The 22,264-nt window shown below is 68.4% G+C and carries 17 protein-coding genes and 1 pseudogene; 12 read left to right on the top strand and 6 right to left on the bottom strand.

The features are described 5' to 3' along the window. Position 1: 1 nt before the first annotated feature. The gene (locus tag R6V09_RS00620) at positions 2 to 1,378 is read right to left on the bottom strand and encodes a protein kinase domain-containing protein (protein WP_317879308.1); all 1,377 of its coding nucleotides are present in this window, start codon (positions 1,376 to 1,378) and stop codon (positions 2 to 4) included. A 416-nt stretch (positions 1,379 to 1,794) separates the two neighbouring features. On the opposite strand from R6V09_RS00620, the gene R6V09_RS00615 reads away from it, so the two are divergent. After that, positions 1,795 to 2,457 carry a hypothetical protein gene (locus tag R6V09_RS00615; protein ID WP_317879307.1) on the top strand — a complete coding sequence of 221 codons (663 nt, stop codon included), beginning with the start codon at positions 1,795 to 1,797 and terminating at the stop codon, positions 2,455 to 2,457. A gap of 201 nt (positions 2,458 to 2,658) precedes the next feature. On the opposite strand, the gene R6V09_RS00610 is transcribed toward R6V09_RS00615, so the two are convergent. Continuing rightward, a complete protein-coding gene (locus R6V09_RS00610; protein WP_317879306.1) occupies positions 2,659 to 3,006 on the bottom strand; it encodes a DUF6233 domain-containing protein in 348 nt (115 codons plus the stop codon). Between the two features lie 88 nt (positions 3,007 to 3,094). Between R6V09_RS00610 and R6V09_RS00605 the strand changes: the two genes are divergently transcribed. From R6V09_RS00605 to R6V09_RS00560, 10 genes are all read left to right on the top strand, one after another. Then, positions 3,095 to 3,262: a hypothetical protein gene (locus R6V09_RS00605; protein WP_317879321.1), complete on the top strand. Its 168-nt coding sequence runs from the start codon at positions 3,095 to 3,097 to the stop codon at positions 3,260 to 3,262. A gap of 103 nt (positions 3,263 to 3,365) precedes the next feature. Further along, a complete protein-coding gene (locus R6V09_RS00600; RefSeq protein ID WP_317879305.1) occupies positions 3,366 to 4,823 on the top strand; it encodes a site-specific integrase in 1,458 nt (485 codons plus the stop codon). 92 nt (positions 4,824 to 4,915) lie between these two features. Continuing rightward, a complete protein-coding gene (locus tag R6V09_RS00595; protein ID WP_317879304.1) occupies positions 4,916 to 6,763 on the top strand; it encodes a hypothetical protein in 1,848 nt (615 codons plus the stop codon). Beyond that, positions 6,760 to 9,234: a hypothetical protein gene (locus tag R6V09_RS00590; RefSeq protein WP_317879303.1), complete on the top strand. Its 2,475-nt coding sequence runs from the start codon at positions 6,760 to 6,762 to the stop codon at positions 9,232 to 9,234. The genes R6V09_RS00595 and R6V09_RS00590 overlap by 4 nt, the downstream gene beginning before the upstream one ends. Then, complete coding sequence (locus tag R6V09_RS00585; protein ID WP_317879302.1) at positions 9,235 to 9,705, top strand: hypothetical protein; 471 nt, start codon at positions 9,235 to 9,237, stop codon at positions 9,703 to 9,705. 18 nt (positions 9,706 to 9,723) lie between these two features. Next, complete coding sequence (locus R6V09_RS00580; RefSeq protein WP_317879301.1) at positions 9,724 to 10,083, top strand: CU044_2847 family protein; 360 nt, start codon at positions 9,724 to 9,726, stop codon at positions 10,081 to 10,083. Continuing rightward, positions 10,080 to 14,441, top strand: a complete 4,362-nt coding sequence (locus tag R6V09_RS00575; RefSeq protein ID WP_317879300.1) for a trypsin-like peptidase domain-containing protein — start codon at positions 10,080 to 10,082, stop codon at positions 14,439 to 14,441. Before R6V09_RS00580 ends, R6V09_RS00575 begins: the two co-directional genes overlap by 4 nt. A gap of 34 nt (positions 14,442 to 14,475) precedes the next feature. Beyond that, positions 14,476 to 14,820 (top strand): hypothetical protein, encoded by a 345-nt coding sequence (locus tag R6V09_RS00570; RefSeq protein ID WP_317879299.1) that lies wholly within the window; start codon positions 14,476 to 14,478, stop codon positions 14,818 to 14,820. 9 nt (positions 14,821 to 14,829) lie between these two features. Next, positions 14,830 to 16,119 (top strand): tyrosine-type recombinase/integrase, encoded by a 1,290-nt coding sequence (locus R6V09_RS00565; RefSeq protein WP_317879298.1) that lies wholly within the window; start codon positions 14,830 to 14,832, stop codon positions 16,117 to 16,119. A 116-nt stretch (positions 16,120 to 16,235) separates the two neighbouring features. After that, positions 16,236 to 18,605, top strand: coding sequence for a site-specific integrase (locus tag R6V09_RS00560; protein ID WP_317879297.1), 2,370 nt, complete (start codon positions 16,236 to 16,238; stop codon positions 18,603 to 18,605). A gap of 334 nt (positions 18,606 to 18,939) precedes the next feature. On the opposite strand, the gene R6V09_RS54505 is transcribed toward R6V09_RS00560, so the two are convergent. Further along, positions 18,940 to 19,437 carry a C39 family peptidase gene (locus R6V09_RS54505; protein ID WP_442809944.1) on the bottom strand — a complete coding sequence of 166 codons (498 nt, stop codon included), beginning with the start codon at positions 19,435 to 19,437 and terminating at the stop codon, positions 18,940 to 18,942. A gap of 439 nt (positions 19,438 to 19,876) precedes the next feature. On the opposite strand from R6V09_RS54505, the gene R6V09_RS00555 reads away from it, so the two are divergent. After that, positions 19,877 to 20,359, top strand: coding sequence for a DinB/UmuC family translesion DNA polymerase (locus R6V09_RS00555; RefSeq protein WP_317879320.1), 483 nt, complete (start codon positions 19,877 to 19,879; stop codon positions 20,357 to 20,359). A 348-nt stretch (positions 20,360 to 20,707) separates the two neighbouring features. Here R6V09_RS00555 and R6V09_RS00550 read toward each other — a convergent pair whose 3' ends face one another. The 3 genes and pseudogenes from R6V09_RS00550 to R6V09_RS00540 all read right to left on the bottom strand — a co-directional run bounded on the left by R6V09_RS00550 (position 20,708) and on the right by R6V09_RS00540 (position 22,168). Then, the gene (locus R6V09_RS00550) at positions 20,708 to 20,881 is read right to left on the bottom strand and encodes a hypothetical protein (protein WP_317879296.1); all 174 of its coding nucleotides are present in this window, start codon (positions 20,879 to 20,881) and stop codon (positions 20,708 to 20,710) included. A gap of 160 nt (positions 20,882 to 21,041) precedes the next feature. Next, a pseudogene (locus tag R6V09_RS00545) lies at positions 21,042 to 21,216 on the bottom strand (phosphoadenosine phosphosulfate reductase domain-containing protein); the annotation flags it as partial. A gap of 160 nt (positions 21,217 to 21,376) precedes the next feature. Next, complete coding sequence (locus R6V09_RS00540; RefSeq protein WP_317879295.1) at positions 21,377 to 22,168, bottom strand: hypothetical protein; 792 nt, start codon at positions 22,166 to 22,168, stop codon at positions 21,377 to 21,379. Positions 22,169 to 22,264 lie beyond the last annotated feature (96 nt).

Raw genomic sequence — 22,264 nt, 5'->3', positions numbered from 1 at the left:
ATCACGAGACACTAGGCGCCCTAGCCGTGACGTACCAAGCCGGCACATCGTCGGCAGGCAGGTTCATGATCCTGCCAATCTGGCGTAGGCACTCCGGTTCCGCAGCCAGCACCGCAGCCTTCACCTCGTCACGGGCGCGACTCAGCTGCGCCGACCCGAGCGGCGCGCTGTAGGTGCCACCCCACTCGAATACAGCCTGTTCCAAACCGCCATGACGATGGAGGACGCGAAATGTGGCGGCGATATCGACCTGTTCGCCACCTTTCTTATCGATTCGCTCGAAAAGGGAGAATTCGACAGAAAGTCGCGCGGCTGGATCAGGCGATCTGAACATCTCGCCCTGGAGGAACGACCAAGTTGGCATCGTCCGCCTCGGGAACAGATTCGTCGCGTCGAACGGTGGAGCCTGCCCCGGGTGCTCGCGGAACGATTCGGCCAGCATTGCGCGGAGATGCCCGCGAACCTCTTCGGTGAACGCCTCCATATCGGCTTGGGCGCGATCGAGTTGCTGGGTCCGACGCTCAGCCTCCTGCTCCGCCTCGATGTGAGGGTGAGCAAGGGCACGTACGCGTTCCCGGAGCTCATCGATGTTCGCATCGGGGCGCACTTCCGGCGGCGCGGCCAGGGTTGCTCGCAGTTCCTTTGCCAGATCTGCCATCGTGGGTCTGCTTTCGGGTTGCAGGCGGGTGCAGCGAACGATCAGCTCGTCCAGCTCTGCGTTCCATGGATAGGTGATCCAGGTGTTCAGACCGTACGGTTTGCCGGGCCGGTATTCGCCGGGCAGGGGAAAGTTCTGGCCAGATAGGAGGGCCCACAAGGTCTTGGCCAGCGACCATACGTCGGCCGGGCCGTGATCGGCGCTGTCGGCTTCCTGGAGCATTTCCGGGGCATGGAAATTCGCCGGTCCCAGTTTGCGCCCTGCCTCAGTGAGGTTGTCCTTTCCGGGGAAGCTCACCAACCCGAAGTCCCCGATTTCCCATTTCCCCTCGCGCTGGAACAGGTTGTCGGGCTTAATGTCCCGGTGCCCGATCCCCTTCTCCGCGAGCCTGGCCAGGGTCTCCGCGTACGTGGCGATGGCGTCCAGGACCTTCTCCGGCGAGGCGGACTGTCCCAGGGCGGTGCGGAGCGGCGTGGCCATTGGCATCACGTACCAGCTCACGTCGACACGTTCCGTCGCGAGCTGACTGTCAATCAGGGGCAGGACACCGTCACCGGCGTACTCGCGCAGGAACTGGACCTCTGCGGCGAACCGACCCTCCCTGTCAGCGAAGGTCGTCTTCGTCAACGTCTTGATGGCGTAACGCCCCTGGTAGCCCTCGCCGCGCACCTCCCAGACAATGCCGTTGCCTCCGCTGCCGAGCTTCTTGGTACCTACCAAGGTCCAGCCCCCCAGGACTGCGCCCTCTTCGGAAGACCACCGCCTCTTACGCGACCCCGCCACGGCCACCACCGATCTGCTCTGATCCGTTCGCTACGGCATTGTGCGCCGCCCGTTCGGCTACTCGCGAGTCGCGTCGTTTCGCCCAGCTGCATCGAAGGCGACGGACCGGTGACCGAGCTGCGCTGTGAGGACCGCGAGGCGCCCGTGCGCTGATTGTGGTCGGCGGGAGGGCGGTAGTGGTCGACGGCCGCCCACGGCGTCCCGCATGGCGCGGGGGCGCGGATTTCGCGTTGCACGCCACGGGCGCCGCGCCATGCGACGGGCGTGCGCCTGTGCACGGCACCCTGCGCGGTAGGGCGGCAGTCGGGTAGGGCAGCATCTGCTCAGCCATCGCCCGACCGTGAGGGGTCGTCATGCCTTCCACCCGCCGTGCCGCTTCGTCCGCCCTGCTCACCTGCCTGATGCTCGCGGGCTGTTCCCCCACGTCACTGGGCGGCTCCACGTCGTCCGGGAGCCCGAGTGCTACGTCGGCTGCGTCGGGTGCTGCCGGGGCCGGGCGGGCGATCGCGGTGGGGGCAGGTCCGCAGAAGACGTACACGGTCCAACAACAGCCGGCCCCGGGCAGTTGCCACTACCAGTATCTGAAGGGTGAGCCGCTGGAGGATCCGAAGTGCACGCCGGGCGCAATCTCCCCGGCGGTCACCCAGTCGAATCTGAAGTCGACGATCTGCCGCAAGGGTGGCTACACCTCCGGCATCCGGCCCTCCACGTCGGTCACCGGGAAGGAGAAGGAGCTGAATGCCGCCTCCTACGGCTTCACTGGTCGTATGGGTGATGCCGAGTACGACCACCTCATCAGCCTGCAGCTGGGGGGTGACCCGAACGACTACCGCAACCTGTGGGTGGAGCCCGCCGACCCCGGCCACAAGAAGGGCTCGGGGGTCAACAACGCGAAGGACCCGGTGGAGACGAAGCTGCACACCGCGGTCTGTAAGGGCAAGGTCACCCTCGCCGCCGCGCAGCAAGCGATCGTCACCGACTGGACCACCGCCCTCAGCCGACTCGGACTCGGCTGAGACACCGCGCCGCGCAGCCGGAGAGCCAACTGTCGTGGTGCGGGGGCGAATTGAGCAGGATGCGGCACGCCGGAAACGCTGAGTATGAGACCGTGGCAGTCATCCGGCCCGTCGCTTCCCCCCGTAGCGACGGGCCGGACCTGTTTCACGGCGAGGAGGGCCGCGCTGCCCTGCGGACGAGTGCCACAACGGAGGGGCTGGCTAGTCGGTGATGTGCAGTGCGGTGTCTGGGCGGCAGATCGGACAGGCAGGCACCCCGTCGACGGTGAGGAGGCGGCGGGCGCCATCCTGGTCGACCTGCCGTCTTCGGCGGCCGGCCATGCCGCAGTCGCCGACGTGCACGGCCAGCGGGTGCCCTGTGGCGCGGTTGAGTTCGAGGATCCAGTCCGGTACTGGCGGGCGGTGCGTCCGGCGGTGCTCCTCTTCGGCCTGACGCTGTTCCAGTGCGGCGATCTTGCGGTCGATGCGGGCCAGCCACATGGCATTCCAGGTCCGCAGCGTCTGGAGCCGCTCCAGGTCGTCCGGAAGGTCCGGCGAGTTATCGAACACATTTTCTACTCTAGGTGCGGGAGTGCATCTTCCGCACTCGCGCATTCGATCGCACGTTCGATAATGTGGCGGGGGAGGTGAGTGCCGGATGAGTACCAAGCCGACGGGGCGGCGGCCGGGTGTGGTGATGCATGTGCGCTGCCCGGACCGGCTGCCGGAGGAGACCTACCGGCAGGTCCTGGAGCAGATGTGGGAGCTGTCGCCGGTGGTGCAGGCTCTCCCGCCCACGGCTGCCTTGGTCGACCTGCGCGGTTAGGTCCAGTGTTTCTACCTGTCTCAGCTCGTTGACGGAGCGAGCCTGGGCGGGGCGTTGGGCTGTTAGGTTCCGCGGCTGTTACCTCGACCGCAGGAGAGCCCCGGTGCCGTACTTCTTCACCTCATACAGCAGCGTTGTCCGGCATCAGGATGCGCTGGCCGAGCTCGGTTTCGACGTCGTGGAGCTGCTGTCCGGGCCGATGGAACTGCCCGAGGGCACGCCGTTCTTCGTGGATGAGGGCATGCGGCCGCGCGAGCCCTTGTGCTCGTACTTCTTCGACCTCGCCCGGCACGTTGGCGCGAAGAGTCTGCGGGAGTACGCCTACGACCTGATGGGGCTGGAGGACTTTCTGGCCCGGGTGCTCGATCCGCCGACGGATCTGGTGTCGGCAGAGGAGACTGACCTGGTGGCCTTCCGCCGGTGGCGCACCCAGATGGCGCCCGTGCCGGTGGGGCCGGCGACGTGGCGGCGCAACCGCGCTGCGATCAACGGCTTCTACGACTGGGCAGTGGGCGTCGGCCTGCTCGGACAACGCCCTTATCTACGGCGTCGCAACGGCCGGGATGCCCTGTCGTGGGGCACGAGGTCCGATCTGGATGTGCGGCATCTGTCGCGGGCGCAGTGGGTGATGCTGCACCGGGTCGGGCTGGGCGGGGATCTTCCGGACGGAAGCCCGGATCCGGCTTTCCGGCGGGCGAACCGGCTGCGGAGCATGTCGGCGAGCGAGCTGGCGGTGACGACGGGAATGCGGCTGCGGGAGTTCAGCTGCCTGCTGGACATCGAGGTGCCGCGGCCTGTTCCAGGCGGCGGCGCGGTGCCGGTGGCGTTGCAGGCGATCGCGAAGTTCGGCCTGCCGAGGTTGGTGATGGTGCAGCAGCCGGTGCTGCGCTCGGTGGAGCTGTACCGCCGTACGGAGCGTGCCGCCCTGGTACTCCGCAGCCAACGGGCGTTGTGTCGGCGGCGGGCTGAGCTGTTCGTCGTGGACGACGTCGATGAGCGGCGGATGCGCTTGTCGGGGCGGCTGTATGGGCGGAGGCGGTCGTTCATCGTGTCGGCGATGCCGGCACCGCTGCGCCGGATCACCGTGATGGAGGGTGATCGTGGTCTGGAGCCGATGGGGCTGTTTCTGGGGCGCGGCGGGCTGTTGTTGTCGGCGTCGCGCTGGCAGCAGGTGTTCGACGCTGCCGCTTCGCGCGCACGGACCCTTTCGGCTGCGTGGGGTGGGGTGGAGATGCCCGCGCGGGTGCGGATTCACGATCTGCGGCACACGTTCGCCGTGTTCATGCTGCGTCTTTTGACCGAGCAGGTCATCGAGGACGAACGTCGTCGCCGTGCGGCGGGTGGTGCGGGTGCGTGGCTGATGGAGCATGTGGCACGGTCACCTTTGCTGATCTTGCAGCGGCAGCTGGGGCACCGAGATCCACGGTCGACGATGAGGTACCTGCGCTATCTGGAGGACGTGAGCGCGATGGTGGCGCGGGCGGTGGAGGAGTGGACGGATGAAGACCGCTCGTTCGCCGACTACGCCGTGCAACTCGCGGGCCGCGGCGGGGGTGTGTGATGCCGCGTCGCGGGGAGCAGCGCAGGGTGTCGGGGCAACGGGTGCAGCCGGTCGTGCCGCAGCCGGGCCCGGACCGTGTCGGGGTACGGCAGGTGGCGCTCGCCACCCGTACGGGCGGGCACATGTGCCGGGTCCACCCAGGCGAGTTTGCCTGCCGGGCGTTGGTGGTGGACTTGGCCGATGAGTGGGTGCTGCACTGTGAGGCGACAGCCGTGCGGGATCCCCGGCGGTCGGCCAGCGCGGTCCGCTCCTTTGCCGCGTTCGCCGACACCTGGCTCGCCGGGCATCGCATCGCGCCGGAGACGGTACGGCTGGCGGGCACGGACGTGGATCTGACGGAGGTGGTCTTCGCCTGGGAGCACGAGTTGCGTGGTGCCCATCCGCCCCCCTCGAAGCGCGGCTACGAGTTGGCGTCGTCGTTGCTGGCTCTGATCGGGCAGCGGGCGCAGCGGGAGGGCGATGTGCCGGCCAAGCTCACGGCCCGGGCCGCGGCGCCGCCTCTGTTCGGCAAGCCGCCCGAAGGGCCTCCGCTGGATGAGTTCACCCAGGCCGAGCGGCTGGCGTTGCGTGATGCGGCCCGAGCCGACATCCGGGCCCTGGAGCGGCGCCTTGAGGCGGGTCGCGATGCGCTGGCGCGCGGATGCGATCCGGTCGTGGGCGGGTGGGCGAGCGAGGTGAACCTGGTGTGGGCGGTGCACGCCGGCGTGCTGGACACCGCGGTGCTGCGCGCGCATCTGCCGACGTCTCCTCGCCACTGGCCGGCGCAGTTGCGGCAGATCGCCGGGAAGTCGGTGAGGAGGGCGCCGCAGGAGCTGCTGGCCGGCCTGGGGGCGATGCTTTTTCCCCGCGAGGTCGACCTGCAGCCGTTTCGGGTGTTGTTGCTGCTGGCCATGGATGAGTGCACCCCGGAAGAACTGCATGATCTTCGCCTGGCGGATGTGGAGTTCACGGACCGCGGGGTGCGGCTGCGGCAGACCAAGCACCGTGCCGCGCGCACCCGTCGCCGCCTTCACACCAGCCCGGCCGGGCCGGATGGTCCGGAGGTGTTCCAGGGGGAGGGCCGGTGGGATGTGCCGGGCTTGATGCGCCGGCTGGTCGCGGTCACCGAGCCGGTCCGCCGAACCTACCCCGCTACGGCGGAGTGGCTGTGGGTCGCGGTGGAGCCGGATGGCATCGGCTGCGCGCGGGTGGCCGGGCGGCGGGCCGGATTTGTCCTTTCCGGGCGGAGGTTCACGGACTGGATCAGCCGGCCGCGCGATGGCGAGGACCGCGGGCTTGACGTCTCGTTCCCGCATGATGTGAGGCGGTTGCGGAAGACTGCGAAGATCACCAAGGCGGTCGTGCTGGGCGGTGCAGTCGCCGATCTGGCAGGTGATGACCACCATGTAGAGGTCTTCCGCCGCCACTATGCGCACGGCACCACCGCCCACGTGCTGGCCGGCCGGGCTGTCACCGGCGCTCAGCAGAAGGTGTTCGCCTCGCTGACCCGCCCTGTCTTCGCCGACGACGCGGCCGTCGAGGAGCTGACGGATCCTCAGGTGGCGTCCGCACTCGGGCTGACAGCCGGCACGGCCAAGGAGATGCGCGAAGGGCAGCTGGACATGGGGCTGGTCAACTGCCGCGACCCGTATGACTCCCCGCACGCGCCCGCAGACGGGCGGGTCTGCCACGTTGCACCGGCGATGTGCATGCTGTGCCGCAACGCGGTCGTCTTCCCCGAGCACCTGCCGCGACTGGTGCTGCTGGCCGACCACATCGAGCAGATGCGCAACCGGCTCACGCCACCGCAGTGGCAGGCCGTCTGGGGACGTCAGGCCGCCACACTGGCGCAGCTGTTCGACGAATGCGCCTCATGGATGCCCGAGGCCCGCCATGAGGCCCGTGGGGGCCGGGCATGGCTGGATCTTCCGCTGGGGATGCGCACGGAGTACGACCAGTGACCGCCCCCGCCGCGCCCTGGGCGAAAAAGGAGAGCGCGCAGGCGGCCTTCGGCGACGACGAGCCGGTCTTTACTTTGGCCAACGGCCTGCTCGACGAACAGGCGCCGATGCCTCGTTTCGGAGAGCGGGAACGCTGGAGCGGGGCCTGCCTGCCCCGTCCCAGCAACGTCATCCCCTCGAACTGGCGGATCGCCTTCCCTCAGTTCGATCCAGTGTGGAACCTGCGGGCCAGGGAAGTGGCCTTCGCCCACCTCAACCCCACCCACCCCGTCCTGCGCGCAGCAGGAGTATTCCGCCTCGCCCAGCCGTCCCACTTGACGACAGTGCGCCAACTGGTCGACCGCATCGGCGTGCTGGGCCGCTGGGCACACGAACACGACCTGCCCGAGCACCTGCCGATGTGGGACACCGACATGCTCACCGACTTCCTCGCCGGGCGGGTACGGGCCGGGGCCAGCCGCACCCTGTCGCTGAACTCCTACCGGTCGGTGCTGAGTGCCCTGTACGAGCTGCGGCAGGTCCTCACCGGCGGTGGCCTCTCGGTGGATCCCGCACCGATCGAGGTCGCCGGCACCGTGCCGACGACACCAACCCCGACCGTCGCCCCCGCCATGTGGTGGCCACTTCTGCGCGCTGCCTGGACCTACATCGACTGCTTCGCCGAGGACATCCTCACCGCCCGGGACGAAGTCCTCGCCCTCCCGGCCAAGCCCGACCCGCCCGCACCGGCTCCCGCCCGGCACCGGGTCGACGAGCGGCTGGAGGCATGGCTGGCCGATCCGGACACCCTCATTCCCGTGCACGCGGCGCCGTTTCGCACCAGCCCGGCCGGTACCCCGATGTGGTCGGTGATCAGCATGCTCATCACCGACGGCGCCAACCACACGGCCCTGGACCGTACGCGTCCGGCGGCCGCAGGGCGCCGCCGCCGCGTCCTGGCCGAAGCCGCCCGTGGCCGCACATTCGCGCTCACCTCCGGCCAAGCCCAAGCGGTGCTCGGGGTCCGGCGTGCTTCGACGGGGAAGCAGCCCAGGTCGCCCGCGGAACTCGACGCCGTCCTCCAAGGGTGGCTCGCCGACCCCGCCCACCTCGTCCCGGTCTGCGAAGACACCGTCCCCACCAGGCGGGGGCCGCGCACCGTGCGCACGCCCAGGTGGGCGGTGCTGGCCCGGCTCATCTACGGCACCCACAGCCCCCACACCATCTCCGTGTCCACCGCGGCCGGCCGCCGGCGCCGCGAGCGCGTTCAGGCTGCCGTCGATGCCGGCCAGTGCCAGGTCCTCACCGGGCAGGCCCACGGGGCCGACCTGCCCCGGCCCACCCCGCACTTCACCCACGTCCAGCGTGCCGACGGCACGACGGGACCGTGGCGCACACACCTGACGGACCGGGAACTGGGCGACGAACTGCGCGCCCTGCAAGGCGCCGTGTACTGCTTCGTCGCCGCACTGAGCATGATGCGCGACTCGGAGATCCAGGAGATCCGCCGCGGTGCCCTGACCGTCCACTACGGCTCGCCCGCGGTGCGCTCGCACAAACGGAAGAGCGAACCCGCACCCATCGCGGAGAAGTGGTGGATCATCGACCCCGTCGCCACCGCCCTGACCGTCATGGAACGCCTCTCGCAGCATCCCACCCACCTGTTCACCACGCTCACCCACCCCGGCGCGTTTGGCCGGGGCGCCTCCGGTCGGCGCGGTGTGAAGGCCCCGGACGTCATCGACGCCTTTATCGCCCACATCAACTTCCGCCACACCTATACCGGCCTCCAGCCGATCCCCGAGGCCCGGGTGCGGCCGCACCAGTTCCGCAAGACCATGTCCGTGATCTGCGCCCAGGAACCCGACGGCGAGATTGCCCTCGGCATCCAGCTCAAACACGCCGCCCGCCGCATCCTGGCCAACCCCACCACCCATTCCTACGCCGCCCCCGACGGCACCTGGATGCGCGAGTTCGACGATCGGCTCGCCACCGCCGCAGCCGCCAAACTCACCAACCTGCTCACGGCCCGCACTGCCGGACACCCAGTTGCCGTAGGCCCCGCAGCACCCCGTCTGCACGCCGGGCTCGACCGCGCCGCGGCCCAGGTTCCGGACGCCCATACCAACCACGAAGGCCAACTCCAGGCGCTCGTCGCCGATGCCCGCACCGCAGCCGACCTCATCCGCAGCGAACTGCCAGAGCTGCACCTCGGCACCCTTAACCACTGCCTGTGGCAGCCCGAACGCGCCGAATGCACCAAACAGCTACCCGAAGCCGAACGCGGCGCTCCACTGATCGGAGCCTGCCAGCCCGCCCGCTGCCGCAACTCAGCCGTCACCGCCGACCACGCCAGGGTCTGGCTGGCCGAACACCACGACCTCGCACAGCAGCTACGCGACCGCCGTCTTCCTCCCGCCCGCCGCGCCGCGCTCCAAGCCCGCCTCGACGATGTCGAGATCATCACCACCGCCCTCACCCAGGACCTGTGAATGACCGTCTCCCCGACCTCCGAAACCAAACTCCGCGCCGCCATGGCCCGGCTCCTGGCCGGACAGCCCAAGCACACCGACGGCGCCCTCACCAAGGAAAATCTCGCCCGCGAAGCCGGAGTCAGCCACGCCACCGTCCACCGCGCAACCGACGTCCTCGCCGAATGGGACACCCATGTTCCCCACCCCATCAGGCGCACCCCCGGTGAACTCGCCCGCGACGACACCATCACCACCATGCGCGCCCAGTTGACCCAGGCCCGCGGCCACGCACGCGAACTCCAGGGCCAGCTCGACGCCCTGGCCACTGTCACGGCAACCCTGTACGCCGAGAACCTCGCCCTGCGCAGACGCCCGGACGGCCGTACCCCCGGCGACGCCAGCGCCATCGCACGGCCAGCTACGCGTTTTGACCTTGTTAGCTCATCAACTCCCCTCGAACAGCGGCCGGATGGAACACTTGGCCACTGACCACGGAGGAGTACGCGCGTGACGGTAGTGGAGTTCGCGGCCGGCCAGGACGGACGCGTCTACGTTGAGGTCCCTGACGGGACACGTGACAACGGCGACAGCGGACTGGTCCGGGCCGGCGCCGGGAACCGGATCGCCCAGGCAGCGACGGATACCTGGCAGGGCGCCCTGGCGGGCGTGCGATCGGTAGCCGAGGGGGCATTGGCCCAGCTGCGCGCAATCGACCCACCGCCCGAGGAGGTGGAGGTGACCTTCGGGGTGGCAGTCGACGGGAAGTTCGGCGCGACACTGGTGTCGGCGGGAACGAATGCGCATCTGACCGTCAAGGTGGTGTGGCGGAACACGGCCGCGACGCCAGGCCCGGACCCGGCCCCATGACCGGCCTGGCAAGCCGGCTCGCTGAACGACCGCCGTGGCTGGCCCGGTTTCCGCACCCGCACGGTGAGAGTGCCGCCGGAGCCGGCGTACTCGTAGGGCCCCGGCACGTGCTGACCTGCGCCCATGTCCTGGAAAAGCAGCTCGGCCGACCGCTTCCAGCGCCTGGCCCTGACCTGGCCACGCAGGCCGAGGAGATCGAGGTCGAATTCCCCTTCGCCGGGGAGCCCGGAACTGCTGGCAAACGCATGCGGGGCACACTCGTGGGCTGGGTGCCGATCCCGGCGGCCCGCTCCGGAGACAAAGCACTGCCGGACGCGGCGAACGACTCCGGTGACGTGGCGCTGCTCGAACTGGAGTCGCCCGTTAACTTCACCCCGGCGCCGCTGGCGTGTCCTCCCACGCTGGATAGTCACCGATTCTCCGTCCACGGCTTCCCCGACGGGGATCCTGTGACGCGACAGGCGAACGGTGTACTGAAAGGAGCCAGCGGACAGGAGGGGACATGGGTACAGCTGGACAAGGAAAGCGAGACCGGCTGGGCGATTGAGGTGGGTTTCTCCGGCGCTCCCGTCTTCGATCACAGCAGGGAGGCCGTGGTTGGCATCGTCGTGGTACGCGACAAGCGCGGCACCCGCACCGGGCACATGCTGCCCATGTCCTACCTGCGGACGCTCTGGCCCGAGATACGCAGCAACTGCCGCTGGCGGCTGGACCTTGAGGCGAACTACGACGCCCACTGGGGCCCCCGGGCACGCGGTTCCGAGCCCGATTCCCCCACCGACGAGTGGTTCTTCACCGGCCGCACCGAAGCCCGCCGCGTCATCCGCGACTGGTTGGAAGGCAAGGACCTGAGCCTCGCTGAGCCGCCGATCCTGCTCGTGACGGGTGGCCCAGGCAGCGGCAAGTCAGCGCTCCTGGCGCACTCGCTGGTCTCGGCCGACCCGCGTCTGGCCGAGACAGTACCTCGCTCCGGCACATCGGATCCGCGCCCGCCGATCGGGGCCTTCGACGTGGCGCTCCACTTGAGGGGACAAACTTGTGACGAGATGACGGCACAGCTGGCCCGTGCACTCGACGTCGCGGTGAGCGATCCCGATAAACTGCCGACTGCGGTGCGCAAGCTCCCAGGTGGTGATCTGATCACAGTGTTGGCGGACGCGGTGGAGGAAGCCGCCGACCTGAAGGAAGCCGAGAAGATTGCAGCTCTGCTGCGGGAGCTGGCCAACACCCGCCGGGTTCGAGTGCTGGCAGCCGTGCGCACAGCGCCCGCTGGTACCAGCCGAGCACGGATCTTAAACAGGCTCGGCCGAGACGCCATTCGCATCGACCTAGAAGACAGCCGATATCTGCACCGCCCAGACATCGCCGAGTACGCAATACGCCGTCTGACCAGCGAGCAGACGGATACAGCCCAGTACCGCGCGTACGAGCCAGACCAACTGCGCGCGATCGGAGAGGCCGTGGCGCGCAAGGCGGGCTACAACTTCCTGATCGCGCAGCTCACCACCGGCTGGCTGCTCCACCGCGGTGAACAGGAGCTCAGTCCAGGCGAAGCCGGTTGGGAGGACGAGCTACCCACGACCGTCGGTGACGCCATGGACGCGTACCTGGACACCTGCGGCGCGGACACGTCGAAGTCCAGGAACCTGCTCACCGCTTTGGCCTACGCCCGCGGCGACGGCCTCCCTCGCAGCGATACCTGGCTGCACATAGCGGACGCACTCGGCTTCCGTCTCCGCCACAGCGGCGACGACCTGGACGAGATCTTCCAGAGCGCGGCGCACTACCTCGTCGAACGGGTCCAGGTCAGTTCGAAGGAACGCAGATATCGGCTCTACCACGACGCCCTGGACCAGCACCTACGCAAAGAGAAAGAGCTTGAACATCCAGAACCGGAGGAGGCCATCACAGCGGCGCTCATGAAGGCCGTTCCCGGACGTGACGGGGAGCGGGACTGGGCTGAGGCCGATGCGTACACGTGCGAGCACGTGGCCAGTCACGCAGCCGCCGGAGGGCTGCTCGACGACCTCCTAACCGCCGGCACCGAGTACCTCGTCCACGCTGCCCCTCGCGGTCTGGCGCCGCACCTGCACCGAGCCCAAAGCGAGCCCGCCCAGCTGGCAGCAGCCGTGTACCGTACCTCCCTCAGCGTTCATACCACCGCCACCCCGGGCGTACGCCGCCAAGTGCTTGCCCTTGATGCCGCACGCGCTGGCGCCACCTCCTTGCGAGACCAACTGGTCGATCACATTCCCGCTGGCGACTGGGCGCCTCTCTGGGCGACAGGCAGCGACTTCGCTCCCGCGCTCCGAGACGTCCTGACCAGCGCCGGGCCTGTGTCCCACGTCACGTGCATGGTGCTGCACGGCACTCCCGTCGCCATCACCGTTGCCCTAGACCCCATTTCCAGACTCGGGGGCGACTGCACGGTGGAGGTGTGGGACCTCACGACTGGATCCCCACTGGCGAGCCGGACCATTCCAAAGTGCGAGGCCGTGTGCACGCTGCCGGACGGCACCCCGGTCGCCGTCACTGTGGGGTATGACAAAACGCTGTCGGGATACGACGAGACGAAGCGAGTGTGGAACCTGATCGAGGCAGTGCGAGTGTGGAACCTGGTCACTGGCGCCTCCATCGGCAAGCCCCTGCCGCTCCCCGCCACCGCACGACATGACGGGCGCTCGATTTTCGGTGTGGCGTGCACGACGGTGGGGGACACTCCGGTCGTCGTCATCGCCTATAACGACACCGATTTCAACGCAGACACCGACAACACGGTGCAGGCATGGGACCTGAGCACCGGCAACCCCATTGGCAAACCCCTCGCAAGCCCCACCCATCCGGGCCGCAGAGTCACTTTCCGAGAACCCGTCGCAGGTCACACTCGTAAGGTGATCAGCGTCGAGTGCGCGGTACTGGAGGGTACCCCGATCGTCGTCACTGGCGACGGCGGTGGCACAGTGCGAGTCTGGGAGCTGGCCACCGGCATCCCTCTCCGAACGCTTCTCGCGGGCATATCAGAGCGCACAGTCAAGATCAACCGGCTGCTTGCCGTCACAACGATGGACGGTAGCCCGGTGGTCGTCACCGCCGACCCTGAGCGGACGGTACGCATGTGGAACCTGGCCACCGGTTCCCCACTCGGCAAACCCCTCGGCCCTACCCCCGGGGTTAGCGCAGTCGCGTGCACGACGGTGGACGGTACCCTGATGGCGGTCACGGCCTGCTATGACAAGACGGTGCGGTTATGGGACTTGGCTACAGGAGTTCGTCTCGGTGAGCTCCTCACAGGCCATACCGAGGGTCTGAGAGCACTGGCGTGCACCACTGTGGATGGCACACCAGTTGCCGTCACCGGCAGCTTGGACGGCACGGTGCGGGTGTGGAATCTGACCACCGATACCCGGCTTGGAAAGCCCCTCCCTGGCCACAGTGGCCAGGTAAAAACGCTGGCGTACACAGTCGTGCACGGTATCTCGGCTGCCGCCACCGCCGGCGACGACGGCACTGTACGGATGTGGAACCTGGCCACCGGCACCCCCCTGGGTAGCCCTATACGGACCGGTCACACCGGCGGGGTTCTCGATATCGCGTGTGCAGTGGTGGACGGCACCCCGGTCGCCATCACTCGTGGCGAAGACGGCGAGATGCGGAGGGGCACTGCTCGGGTGTGGGACCTAGCCGCTGACGCTGACATGCCTCTCGTGGCGTTGGCTCCCATCGGAAGGAGTGGCGCCGTTGCGTGGATGGACGGCACCCCCGTCGCCATGAGCGACGACGTCCTCACCGGCGAGGTGACGGCGCTGAACGTGACCAACCGTGCCCAAATCGGACAACCGCTCCTGGGTCACGCTCCCCACAGCGTAAGGGGGATGGCGTGTGTCGTGCTCGACGGAACGCCGATCGCGATGACAAGTGACGATGATCAATGCGTGCGGGTTTGGGATCTGGCCACCGGCACCTCCGTCGGTGAACCCATGCCCAATGGGCGCCTGGTGTTCAGCAGTATGGCGTGCACAGTGGTGGACGGCACCCTGATGGCCGTTTCCGGCGACACCGGAGGCTCCGTACAGGTGTGGAATCCCACCACCGGCACCCCACTCGACACCCCCGTCACCGGCCACTCCGACTGGGTCGTCGCGGTGGCATGCACGGTGCTGGACGGCGCCCCGGTCGCCGTCACCGCCGGACGCGACAACACGGTGCGATTGTGGAACCTGCGCACCGGCGAGCCCGCAGGGATCCTGCCGACACCTCATCCCCGAGCAGTCGCCCTGACCCCCGGAGGAGATCTCATCGTAGGCACCGGCAACGACGTAGCGGTCTTCCGCCGCCGCCCCGCGCATACCCGCCGTTGAACGGCAGCAACTACATCCAGCCATACACGCACGGGTGACGCTGCGCATAGCGAGACGCGCCACGTTGAGACGGCGAACTCTGCCTAAGGCGGGGGCGCTGCGCTACCACGGCGTCCCGCCGCAGCGGCTGGGCGAGGTGCTGCGGCTGCGCGCCGTCGCCCGCCTCGGAGTCGACGTGCGGGTCGGAATCGGCCGATCGGTCACCGTCGCGGCCACCGCCTCCGCCCAGATCACAGGCCCGGGCGGTGTCCTGGTGATCGAGCCCGGCCGGGAGGCGGAGTGGCTGGGACCGTTGCCCGTCAGCGCCCTGTACGGGATCGGCCCCCTGTTGACTGAACTACGGGGAAAATTTCCCCAGGTCAGCGCCTGCTTTTGCTAGCTTCCCGGCATGCTCAACGGGCGGGTAGTTCCTAGGGATCTAGCAGGATTTGTGTTGCCTGATTCGGGGCGGCTGGAAGAGACCGGCAACCGGTACGAGCCCTACCGACTCCTGGATCAGACGGGTGCTGTGGTGACGCCGGTGGCCCTGTGGTTCTCGGAGCTCCAGGCGGCGGGCAAGCCGGAGGCGACACTCCGCTCGTACGGCAACGATCTGCTGCGCTGGTTCCGGTTCCTGTGGGCGTTCGGCGTGGTGTGGGAGCGGGCGACACGGGTTGAGGCGCGGGACTTCGTGCGGTGGATGCATGTGGCGGACAAGCCGGTCCGGATGCACTGGCGTCACCGTGCGAAGGAAGCCGCGGGTGAGACAGTTGCACTCCCTGAGCCGCGAGTGATTCCGGCGCCCGGTTCGCCGAACCCGGTGACTGGCAAGCCTGCACCGGGGTTGAAGTACGCGGCGTCAACCCGTGCGCACTGCGAGACGGTGTTGCGCACCTTCTACGACTTCCATTGTGAGGAGGGAACCGGGCCGCTGCTGAACCCGTTTCCCCTGGACCGTTCCAGGCGGGGCGGCAGGGCTCATGCCCATCACAATCCGATGGAGGCGTTCTCGCACGAGCGGCAGGGCCGTTACCGGCCGCGGGTGCCGAACAGGATCCCGCGCCGCATCCCTGATGCCCTGTTCGACGCGTTGTTCGCGGCGTTGAGATACAACCGGGACAGGGCCCTGCTGGCGGCGTGGGTGTCGACCGGGGCCCGGGCCGACGAACTGCTGACGTGCCGCCAGGAAGATGCCGATCCGGGGCAGCAGCTGATCGGCGTGATCCGTAAGGGCTCGCGGGAGTACCAGGAGCTGCCGGCGGCGCCGGATGCGTTCGTGTGGCTGCGGCTGTACCAGCAGGAGGCGTGGGAGCGGGGTGTTCCCCGGGGGCCGCGGCTGCCGCTGTGGTGGACACTGCGCCGGAAATGGCGTCCGCTGACCTACCACGCGGCAAGAGCGATGCTGCTGCGGGTCAACGCGCTGTTGGGGTCGAACTGGTCACTGCACGACGTGCGGCACACGGCGGCATACCGGATGGCGCGTGACCCGCAGCTCCCGCTCACTCACGTGCAGTGGGTTCTCGGCCATGCGCATCTGTCTACGACGCAGATCTATCTCGCGGCCGGGCTGGAGGAGATCCTGCACGAGGTGCGCGCGCATCATGCCCGGCAGGCCGAGCGCCGTCTGGCGCCGCCGGCACCTCCGGCTTCCGGGTACAACCCGGCCAGTCTCGACGTGCTGTTCCGGCGGCCGATGTGAGCACGCCGCACCCGCCCGCGGTCAGCAGTCCGGCTCCGGCGCGTCTTGGCACGGTGTCGTTGATGGGCGGCAGCCACCGGGTTTTGACGGCGGCCTTCCCTCCGAGGGATGTGCCCGTGTCCTGGGAGCACAGTGCCGAGACGTTCGATGCGACCTGCGAGCGGCTGGTGCAGGTGACGTTCAGTGACTCGGTCAAGACCTCCGGGCACCGGATGCGCGGGGTACATCGGGTGCTGCGCTGGCTGGAGTCCTTCGAGGGGGACAGCTGGCAGGAACGGTGGGTGGCCTCCGGCTCGGACGCCTTTGAGCGTGCGTGGGCCGACCGTGTCGCGGACGAGATCACCGCCCAGTGCGGGGTGAGCAGGCGCACGGTGCGCAACGAGATCCAGTGCGGCAGCGTGTTCCTGGCGGTCGCGGACGTCTACCGGCCTCGGCTGGAGTGGCTGGCCACCCGCTGGTCGCCGTTCGTGACCGACATCGTGGCCCAGCGGCGCGATCCGGACGGCTTCGCCGCGCTCAAGACGGCGGCCGGGACCCTCTGGGGCACTCCGGTGTGGCGCAAGGCCGCCTACCAGATCGCGTTGATGGTGATCGGCAAAGGTGGTGGCGTGCGGGACATCACGACCGGCGACTGCCTGCAACTGCGCCACATCGAGGTCAGCGTCCTGCGCAAGGCCCCGACCTCGCGGACGCTGTTCTACACGCTCCTGAAGGACCTGGGAAACTTCCCCCCGGACGCGCCCGCGACGCTTCGGTCGGTGTCGACGTACGCGGGCCAGTCCAGCGCCGAGGAACTGGTGGACCGCTACCACGTTCAGTGCCGGCCGGTACGCGATCTGTTCGTCGAATATCTCAACGAGCGACGTCCCGCACTGGATTACAACACCTTCGAGGATCTCTCCCGGACGCTGGTGGCTCGGTTCTGGGCCGACCTGGAACACCATCACCCGGGTATCGACTCCCTGCGCCTGAGCCCGGAGACGGCCGCGGCCTGGAAGGAGCGCATCCGCACCAAGACCGTCCGCCGTCGGGCCGCGGACGGCCAGATCGTGGAGAGCACTGCGCCCCGTCTCAACCCCGGCACCCTGCTCACGGCCGTACGCGCCTTCTACCTCGACCTCGCCACCTGGGCTGCGGACGAGCCCGCCCGCTGGGGCCCGTGGGTGGCACCCTGCCCGGTCAGGGACTCCGACATTACTCCCCGCAAGCACAACCGCCGAGTGAAGGCCCGCGCCGACCAGCGCACCCGCGAACGCATGCCCACCCTGCCCTTCGTGCTGCGCACCGCCGAACTCCTCCTGCGTCAGGCGCAGGAACGCCTGGCGGCGTTCCGGGACACCCCGCTGGGAGCCCGGTTCACGGTCGGGGGAGAGACCTTCACCAAACCCCGGGCCAGCAAGTCCGGACTGGAACCGACCCTGGCCACCGACGGGAGCGGGCGGCGCCGTTACCTGGTGGCGGACGAGAACCGGGCGTTCTGGGTGTGGGCGGCGATCGAGTTCTTCCGCCACACCGGCGCCCGCATCGAGGAGATGCTGGAGATCAGCCACCACAGCATCGTCCAGTACACCCTGCCCACCACCAGCGAAGTGGTGCCTCTGCTGCAGATCGCCCCCTCCAAGACCGATGAAGAGCGCCTGCTGCTGGTCAGCCCGGAACTCGCCGATGTCCTGTCCGCCATGGTCACCCGCGTGCGCGACGCCAACGGCACGGTCCCGCTCATCGCCGCCTACGACCAGGGCGAACGCCGGTGGAACCCGCCCCTGCCCCTGCTCTTCCAGTGGCGCAGCGCCGGACAGAACCGGCCAGTCTCCGCCCAGACCATCCGCAAGGCCCTCGGTGAGACGCTCGCCGCCTCCGGGCTCACCGACGCGGCCGGCGATCCGCTGAACTACCAGCCGCACGACTTCCGAAGGATCTTCGTCACCGACGCCATTCTCTCCGGCCTGCCCCCGCACATTGCCCAGGTGATCTGCGGTCACAAGACCATCACCACCACCATGGGCTATAAGGCCGCCTACCCCGCCGAGGCTATCGAGGCGCACCGCGCCTTCCTCGCCCGCCGCCGGGGCCAGCGCCCCGCCGAGGAGTACCGCACTCCCACCAACGCGGAGTGGGACGCCTTCCTGGGCCACTTCGAACGCCGCAAGCTGTCCGTCGGCATCTGCGCCCGCGCCTTCGGCACCTCCTGCATCCACGAGCACGCGTGCGTCCGGTGCGCGCTCCTTCGGCCGGACCCCGCCCAGCGGCCACGACTGGCGGAGATCAGCGACAACCTGCAGGCCCGGATCGCCGAGGCCGAACGCGAAGGCTGGCTCGGCGAGATCGAGGGCCTCCAAGTCAGCCTGGCCGGCGCCCGCGACAAGCTCGCCCAGATCGACGCCGAGGCCGCCCGCCGCAGCACGGCGATCCATCTCGGGATGCCGGCCTTCCCACAGATCGCGGGCCGCATCGGTACGACCTCAGCATCTCCCGTACCGGGGTGACATCAGAAGGATCGGCCCCTCGGCACCGGGGCGCTGACGGCTACGCCCGATGTCGGCCGTCGGCCGAGATCCGCGACAACCTCCTGGCCTATATCACCGAGGCCGGGCGCGAGGGCTGGCTGGGTGAGTTGGAAGGACTGGAAGTCAGCCTTGTCGGCGCCCAGGGCAAGCTCGCTCAACTGGATGCCGAACACGCCCGCCGGAGCACCACCGTGGACCTCGGCATCCCCACCTTCCGGATATCGCTGGCTGCGACGGCGCCTCACCTCTGTGGCCCGGATGAGACGTGCTCAGCATCAGCTGACTGGGCTCTCTCAGGTGGGACGGTCCCGGCTCACCAAATCATCTTGCTATTGAGAGCCTTGGACGCTTTGTATGCCTGGCTTGCGGACAGAGAGTGGTTACCATCAGCTGGATCCCACACCGAGAGATTCCCGGTGGAGTCGTTGTAGCCGTAAATCACGAGGTAGTGGCCGTTTCCTCCACCTGACCAGGGAAGCTCTGAGGTGTTCACTGAGAGGATAGCGACAGACGAGTGCTTAGTGATGCTGAGCTTGGCATTTGCCATGATGGTTGCCCCACTGGTCACCGTGCTCGCCAAGTAGTCATTTCTACTCTGCCTTTTGTTTAGGACGCTGGCAATGGTGGCGTACGAAGTGCCGGTGCTGCTTGTCCCCAACTCGCCAGCAAGTGTTGCCTGACTCGGCGGAGTGCTGTCAGTTACAGAAAGTGCGGCACGAACGGCAGCTGGGCCGCAGTATGCGGCATTCTGTTGCTCCTGCCGTGTGAATGAAACCGAGTCGCTTGCCGCATATGCAGGTACTGCTTGCATGCAAATTGAAAACGCAAGCACGGATACTGCTCCCACGCCGACGCGTGCCAAATCGCGCCTTGTTACCGCCACTGGAATTCCCCCTTCTATACAGTACGAGCAAGCTACCCTCCTCCTTCGCGGCGGGCAACGCGGCGCAGCAATGCGGACAGAAATATCTCGTGGGCTGAATTGTCCTTTTGTGGACTATCGGGTCAGATCTGAGCACTGATGTACCTGGCTTGATCTCGCATAGACAACGGACAGGACAGACCTTGGGGTGTGCTGCAGGTTTGGGCCGAAGGGCTCGACGATGCGCTAGTTCAGAGAACCCCGCCAGGCCGCCGCCCTTCGGCACTACGGCGTCGACCGCGTCGGTCTGCTCGCCGCGCTTCCGGCGGAGACCGTGCAGCGCCTGCTGGGGCGAGCAGGCCGTACGGCCGTCGACCGGGCCCGCGGTATGGACCCCCGGACCGTCATCCCGCGCCGCCTGCCAGCCTCCGTCAGCGTCCGGCACCGGTTCCCCTGCGATGTCCTCGACGGTGCCGTGGCGCGCTCGGCCCTGCTGGGCCTCGTCGTGCAGCTTGGTGTCGAGCTGCGCCGCCGAGGGCAGGCTGCGCGTGCTCTCACGCTCATGCTGACTTTTGCCGGAGGGCCGGCGTGGGAGAGGACTCGACGCTTGGCCGAGCCGTCTGGGCACGAGGACGACCTGCGCCAGCTCACCTACCAGCTCATGGATGCCGCAGGTCTCCAGCGTGGTCGGCTGACCGGTCTCGCGTTGCGCGGCGAGGACCTGGTCGACGGCGATCAGGTCGCCGAACAGCTCAGTCTCGACGCTGCCCGGCAGGCGCGGCTCGTTGCCGAGGGGGCGGCCGACCGGATCCGGGAGCGGTTCGGACCGGGCGCGATCGGTCCGGCCGCCACCTACCGGCCAGCTTCTTGACCTCCATGTAGAAGGCTGGCAGGGGGGAGTGTCTGTAGGGGGCCGATCTACTTCAGCAATCGAGCCCGTATCTCAGCAGTAGACGAGCAGTCGACGGTCTACTTGAGCAGATAGCGCGCTGACCAGCAAAGACGGAACTCGGGAGCCCGGAACCCAGGCTCTCACGCCGCGCCCGGCCCGCAGTCCGTCCACCGTGGCGTCGTCGACCTCATGTTCACCCTAGAGGCGTCCGTACGCGATGCCCGCGCCAGCCGCAGCGGTGACGTCGCTGGGCACGAGGAAGGCCGTACGTGATGGTGGGTTCGGTCCGGTACCGGACAACGGCCCGGGCCGCTGCCCGCCCCCGGCTCATCGGGTGACGATCGGCGTCACGAGGGCGGCCAGTACCGCCACGCCGGTCAGACCGATGATCAGCGGCTCGCGGCAGGACGGATGGCGGTGCGCCACATAGGCGAGGCCGCCGAAGATGATGCCGCCGACCAGGACGAGCAGCAGGACGACGAGCAGAGCGAGCGTGGACATGGGGAGAGGGTTCCCTTCGGGTTCGGGCATGCGTGTCTCGCATGCGGACCGGGAGCGTGGACGGCTTGCACCTCTTGCGTCGCAGGGCGAGGGTTCCAGCAGGGCCGGGAGTATGCACTCGCGGCCGGTTAGCGCGGCAAGTCATAAGCGGGGGTGGCATCCGGCCTGCGCGCGAGTCCTCCGCGCTACAGCACCCGGCGGGTGCAAGGCGAACTATCGACGGAGGCGTAGCCGTCCATCAGCATTGGTTTGGTGAGTACGCCGTGTTCGGCGACGTACGCGCCCACGTCGTCCTGTGTCCAGCGGGTGGTCGGGGAGATCTTGACCTTCGCTCTGAGCTGCGCATTTCGCCTGGCCTGTGCCGGGACGGGGGCGCCGGAGAGAGGCAACCCGCCCATGTGTGACGGCGTAACGCGCAGCCGGGTGCGGGCAACCGGGCCCCGAGGCGGGCCGTGCGGCCGGGGCAGGGCGCTGCCGGGCCGCCGTGATGTGTGATCAGCCGCGCCGCAGAGCGGTGCGGCGGGCCTGCTCGGCGGCCAGCCGCTTGGTCTTGCGCCGGACCCGTTCACCGACGGCCACTGGGTCCGCGGCGTCGGCAGCCGCGGCGGCCTCCGTCCAAGTGGTCCCCTCTCCGTAGGCGTACGCGAGCACCACTTGCTGCTCGTCGGCCTTAAGGCCCATAAAGACGCGGTTGAGCTTCTCGTCCGCGAACACCCCGCCTTCCGCCCGGTGCAGCAGGTCGACGTCGGCCGCAACCAGGTCGTGGAGCGACAGTCCGTCGCATAGTTCCGCGTCCAGGGACAGCACCCGCCCGTGCCGGGTGCGGCGCCGAAACAGGGGTACCAGCTGCCGGTGCAGCGTGCGGACCTCCGCCTTCAGGACGCCCAGGGCGGTCGGGGCGAGCCGGCCGGTGTCCCACAGGGGATTGCTCCATGTGCCGATCAGTGCGGTCTCGATGGCCTCGTCCCAACGCTGGCTGCGTGGCAGCACGAGGTGCTCCGCGATGACTTTGACGCCCGCCGCGGCCCACTCGCGGCAGTGAAGCAGTTCGAAGAGGTTCTGACCGGCCGTCGTCATCGCGGGCAGGCGGTCCATGTAAATGGGTTGGTTTTGGGGGAGCAGGTGCAGATCGTCACCGGTCACGACGACCCGTGCATGCCCGCGCAGCAGCCTGCGCGTGGAGGGGTCGGCCCAGGTTTTCTCCACCTGCGTGCCCCTGGTGCAGTCCCCGAAGGGCTGGTGGAAGTGGAAGGAGAGGCCGGTGGTCTCGGCCTGGATGCGTTGCATGGGGGCTCCTGTGGTTGAGTGCTTCCCTTCACGGCGCCGGGCGGCGGGCCGACCGGCAATGAATCACACACTCCGGTGTGTGGTCTGCGTCACACA

It is taken from the genome of Streptomyces sp. W16 (assembly GCF_033194735.1).
Taxonomy (GTDB): domain Bacteria; phylum Actinomycetota; class Actinomycetes; order Streptomycetales; family Streptomycetaceae; genus Streptomyces.
Note: the sequence above shows the minus strand (reverse complement) of the source record. Positions and strands in the feature narration are given on the sequence as shown.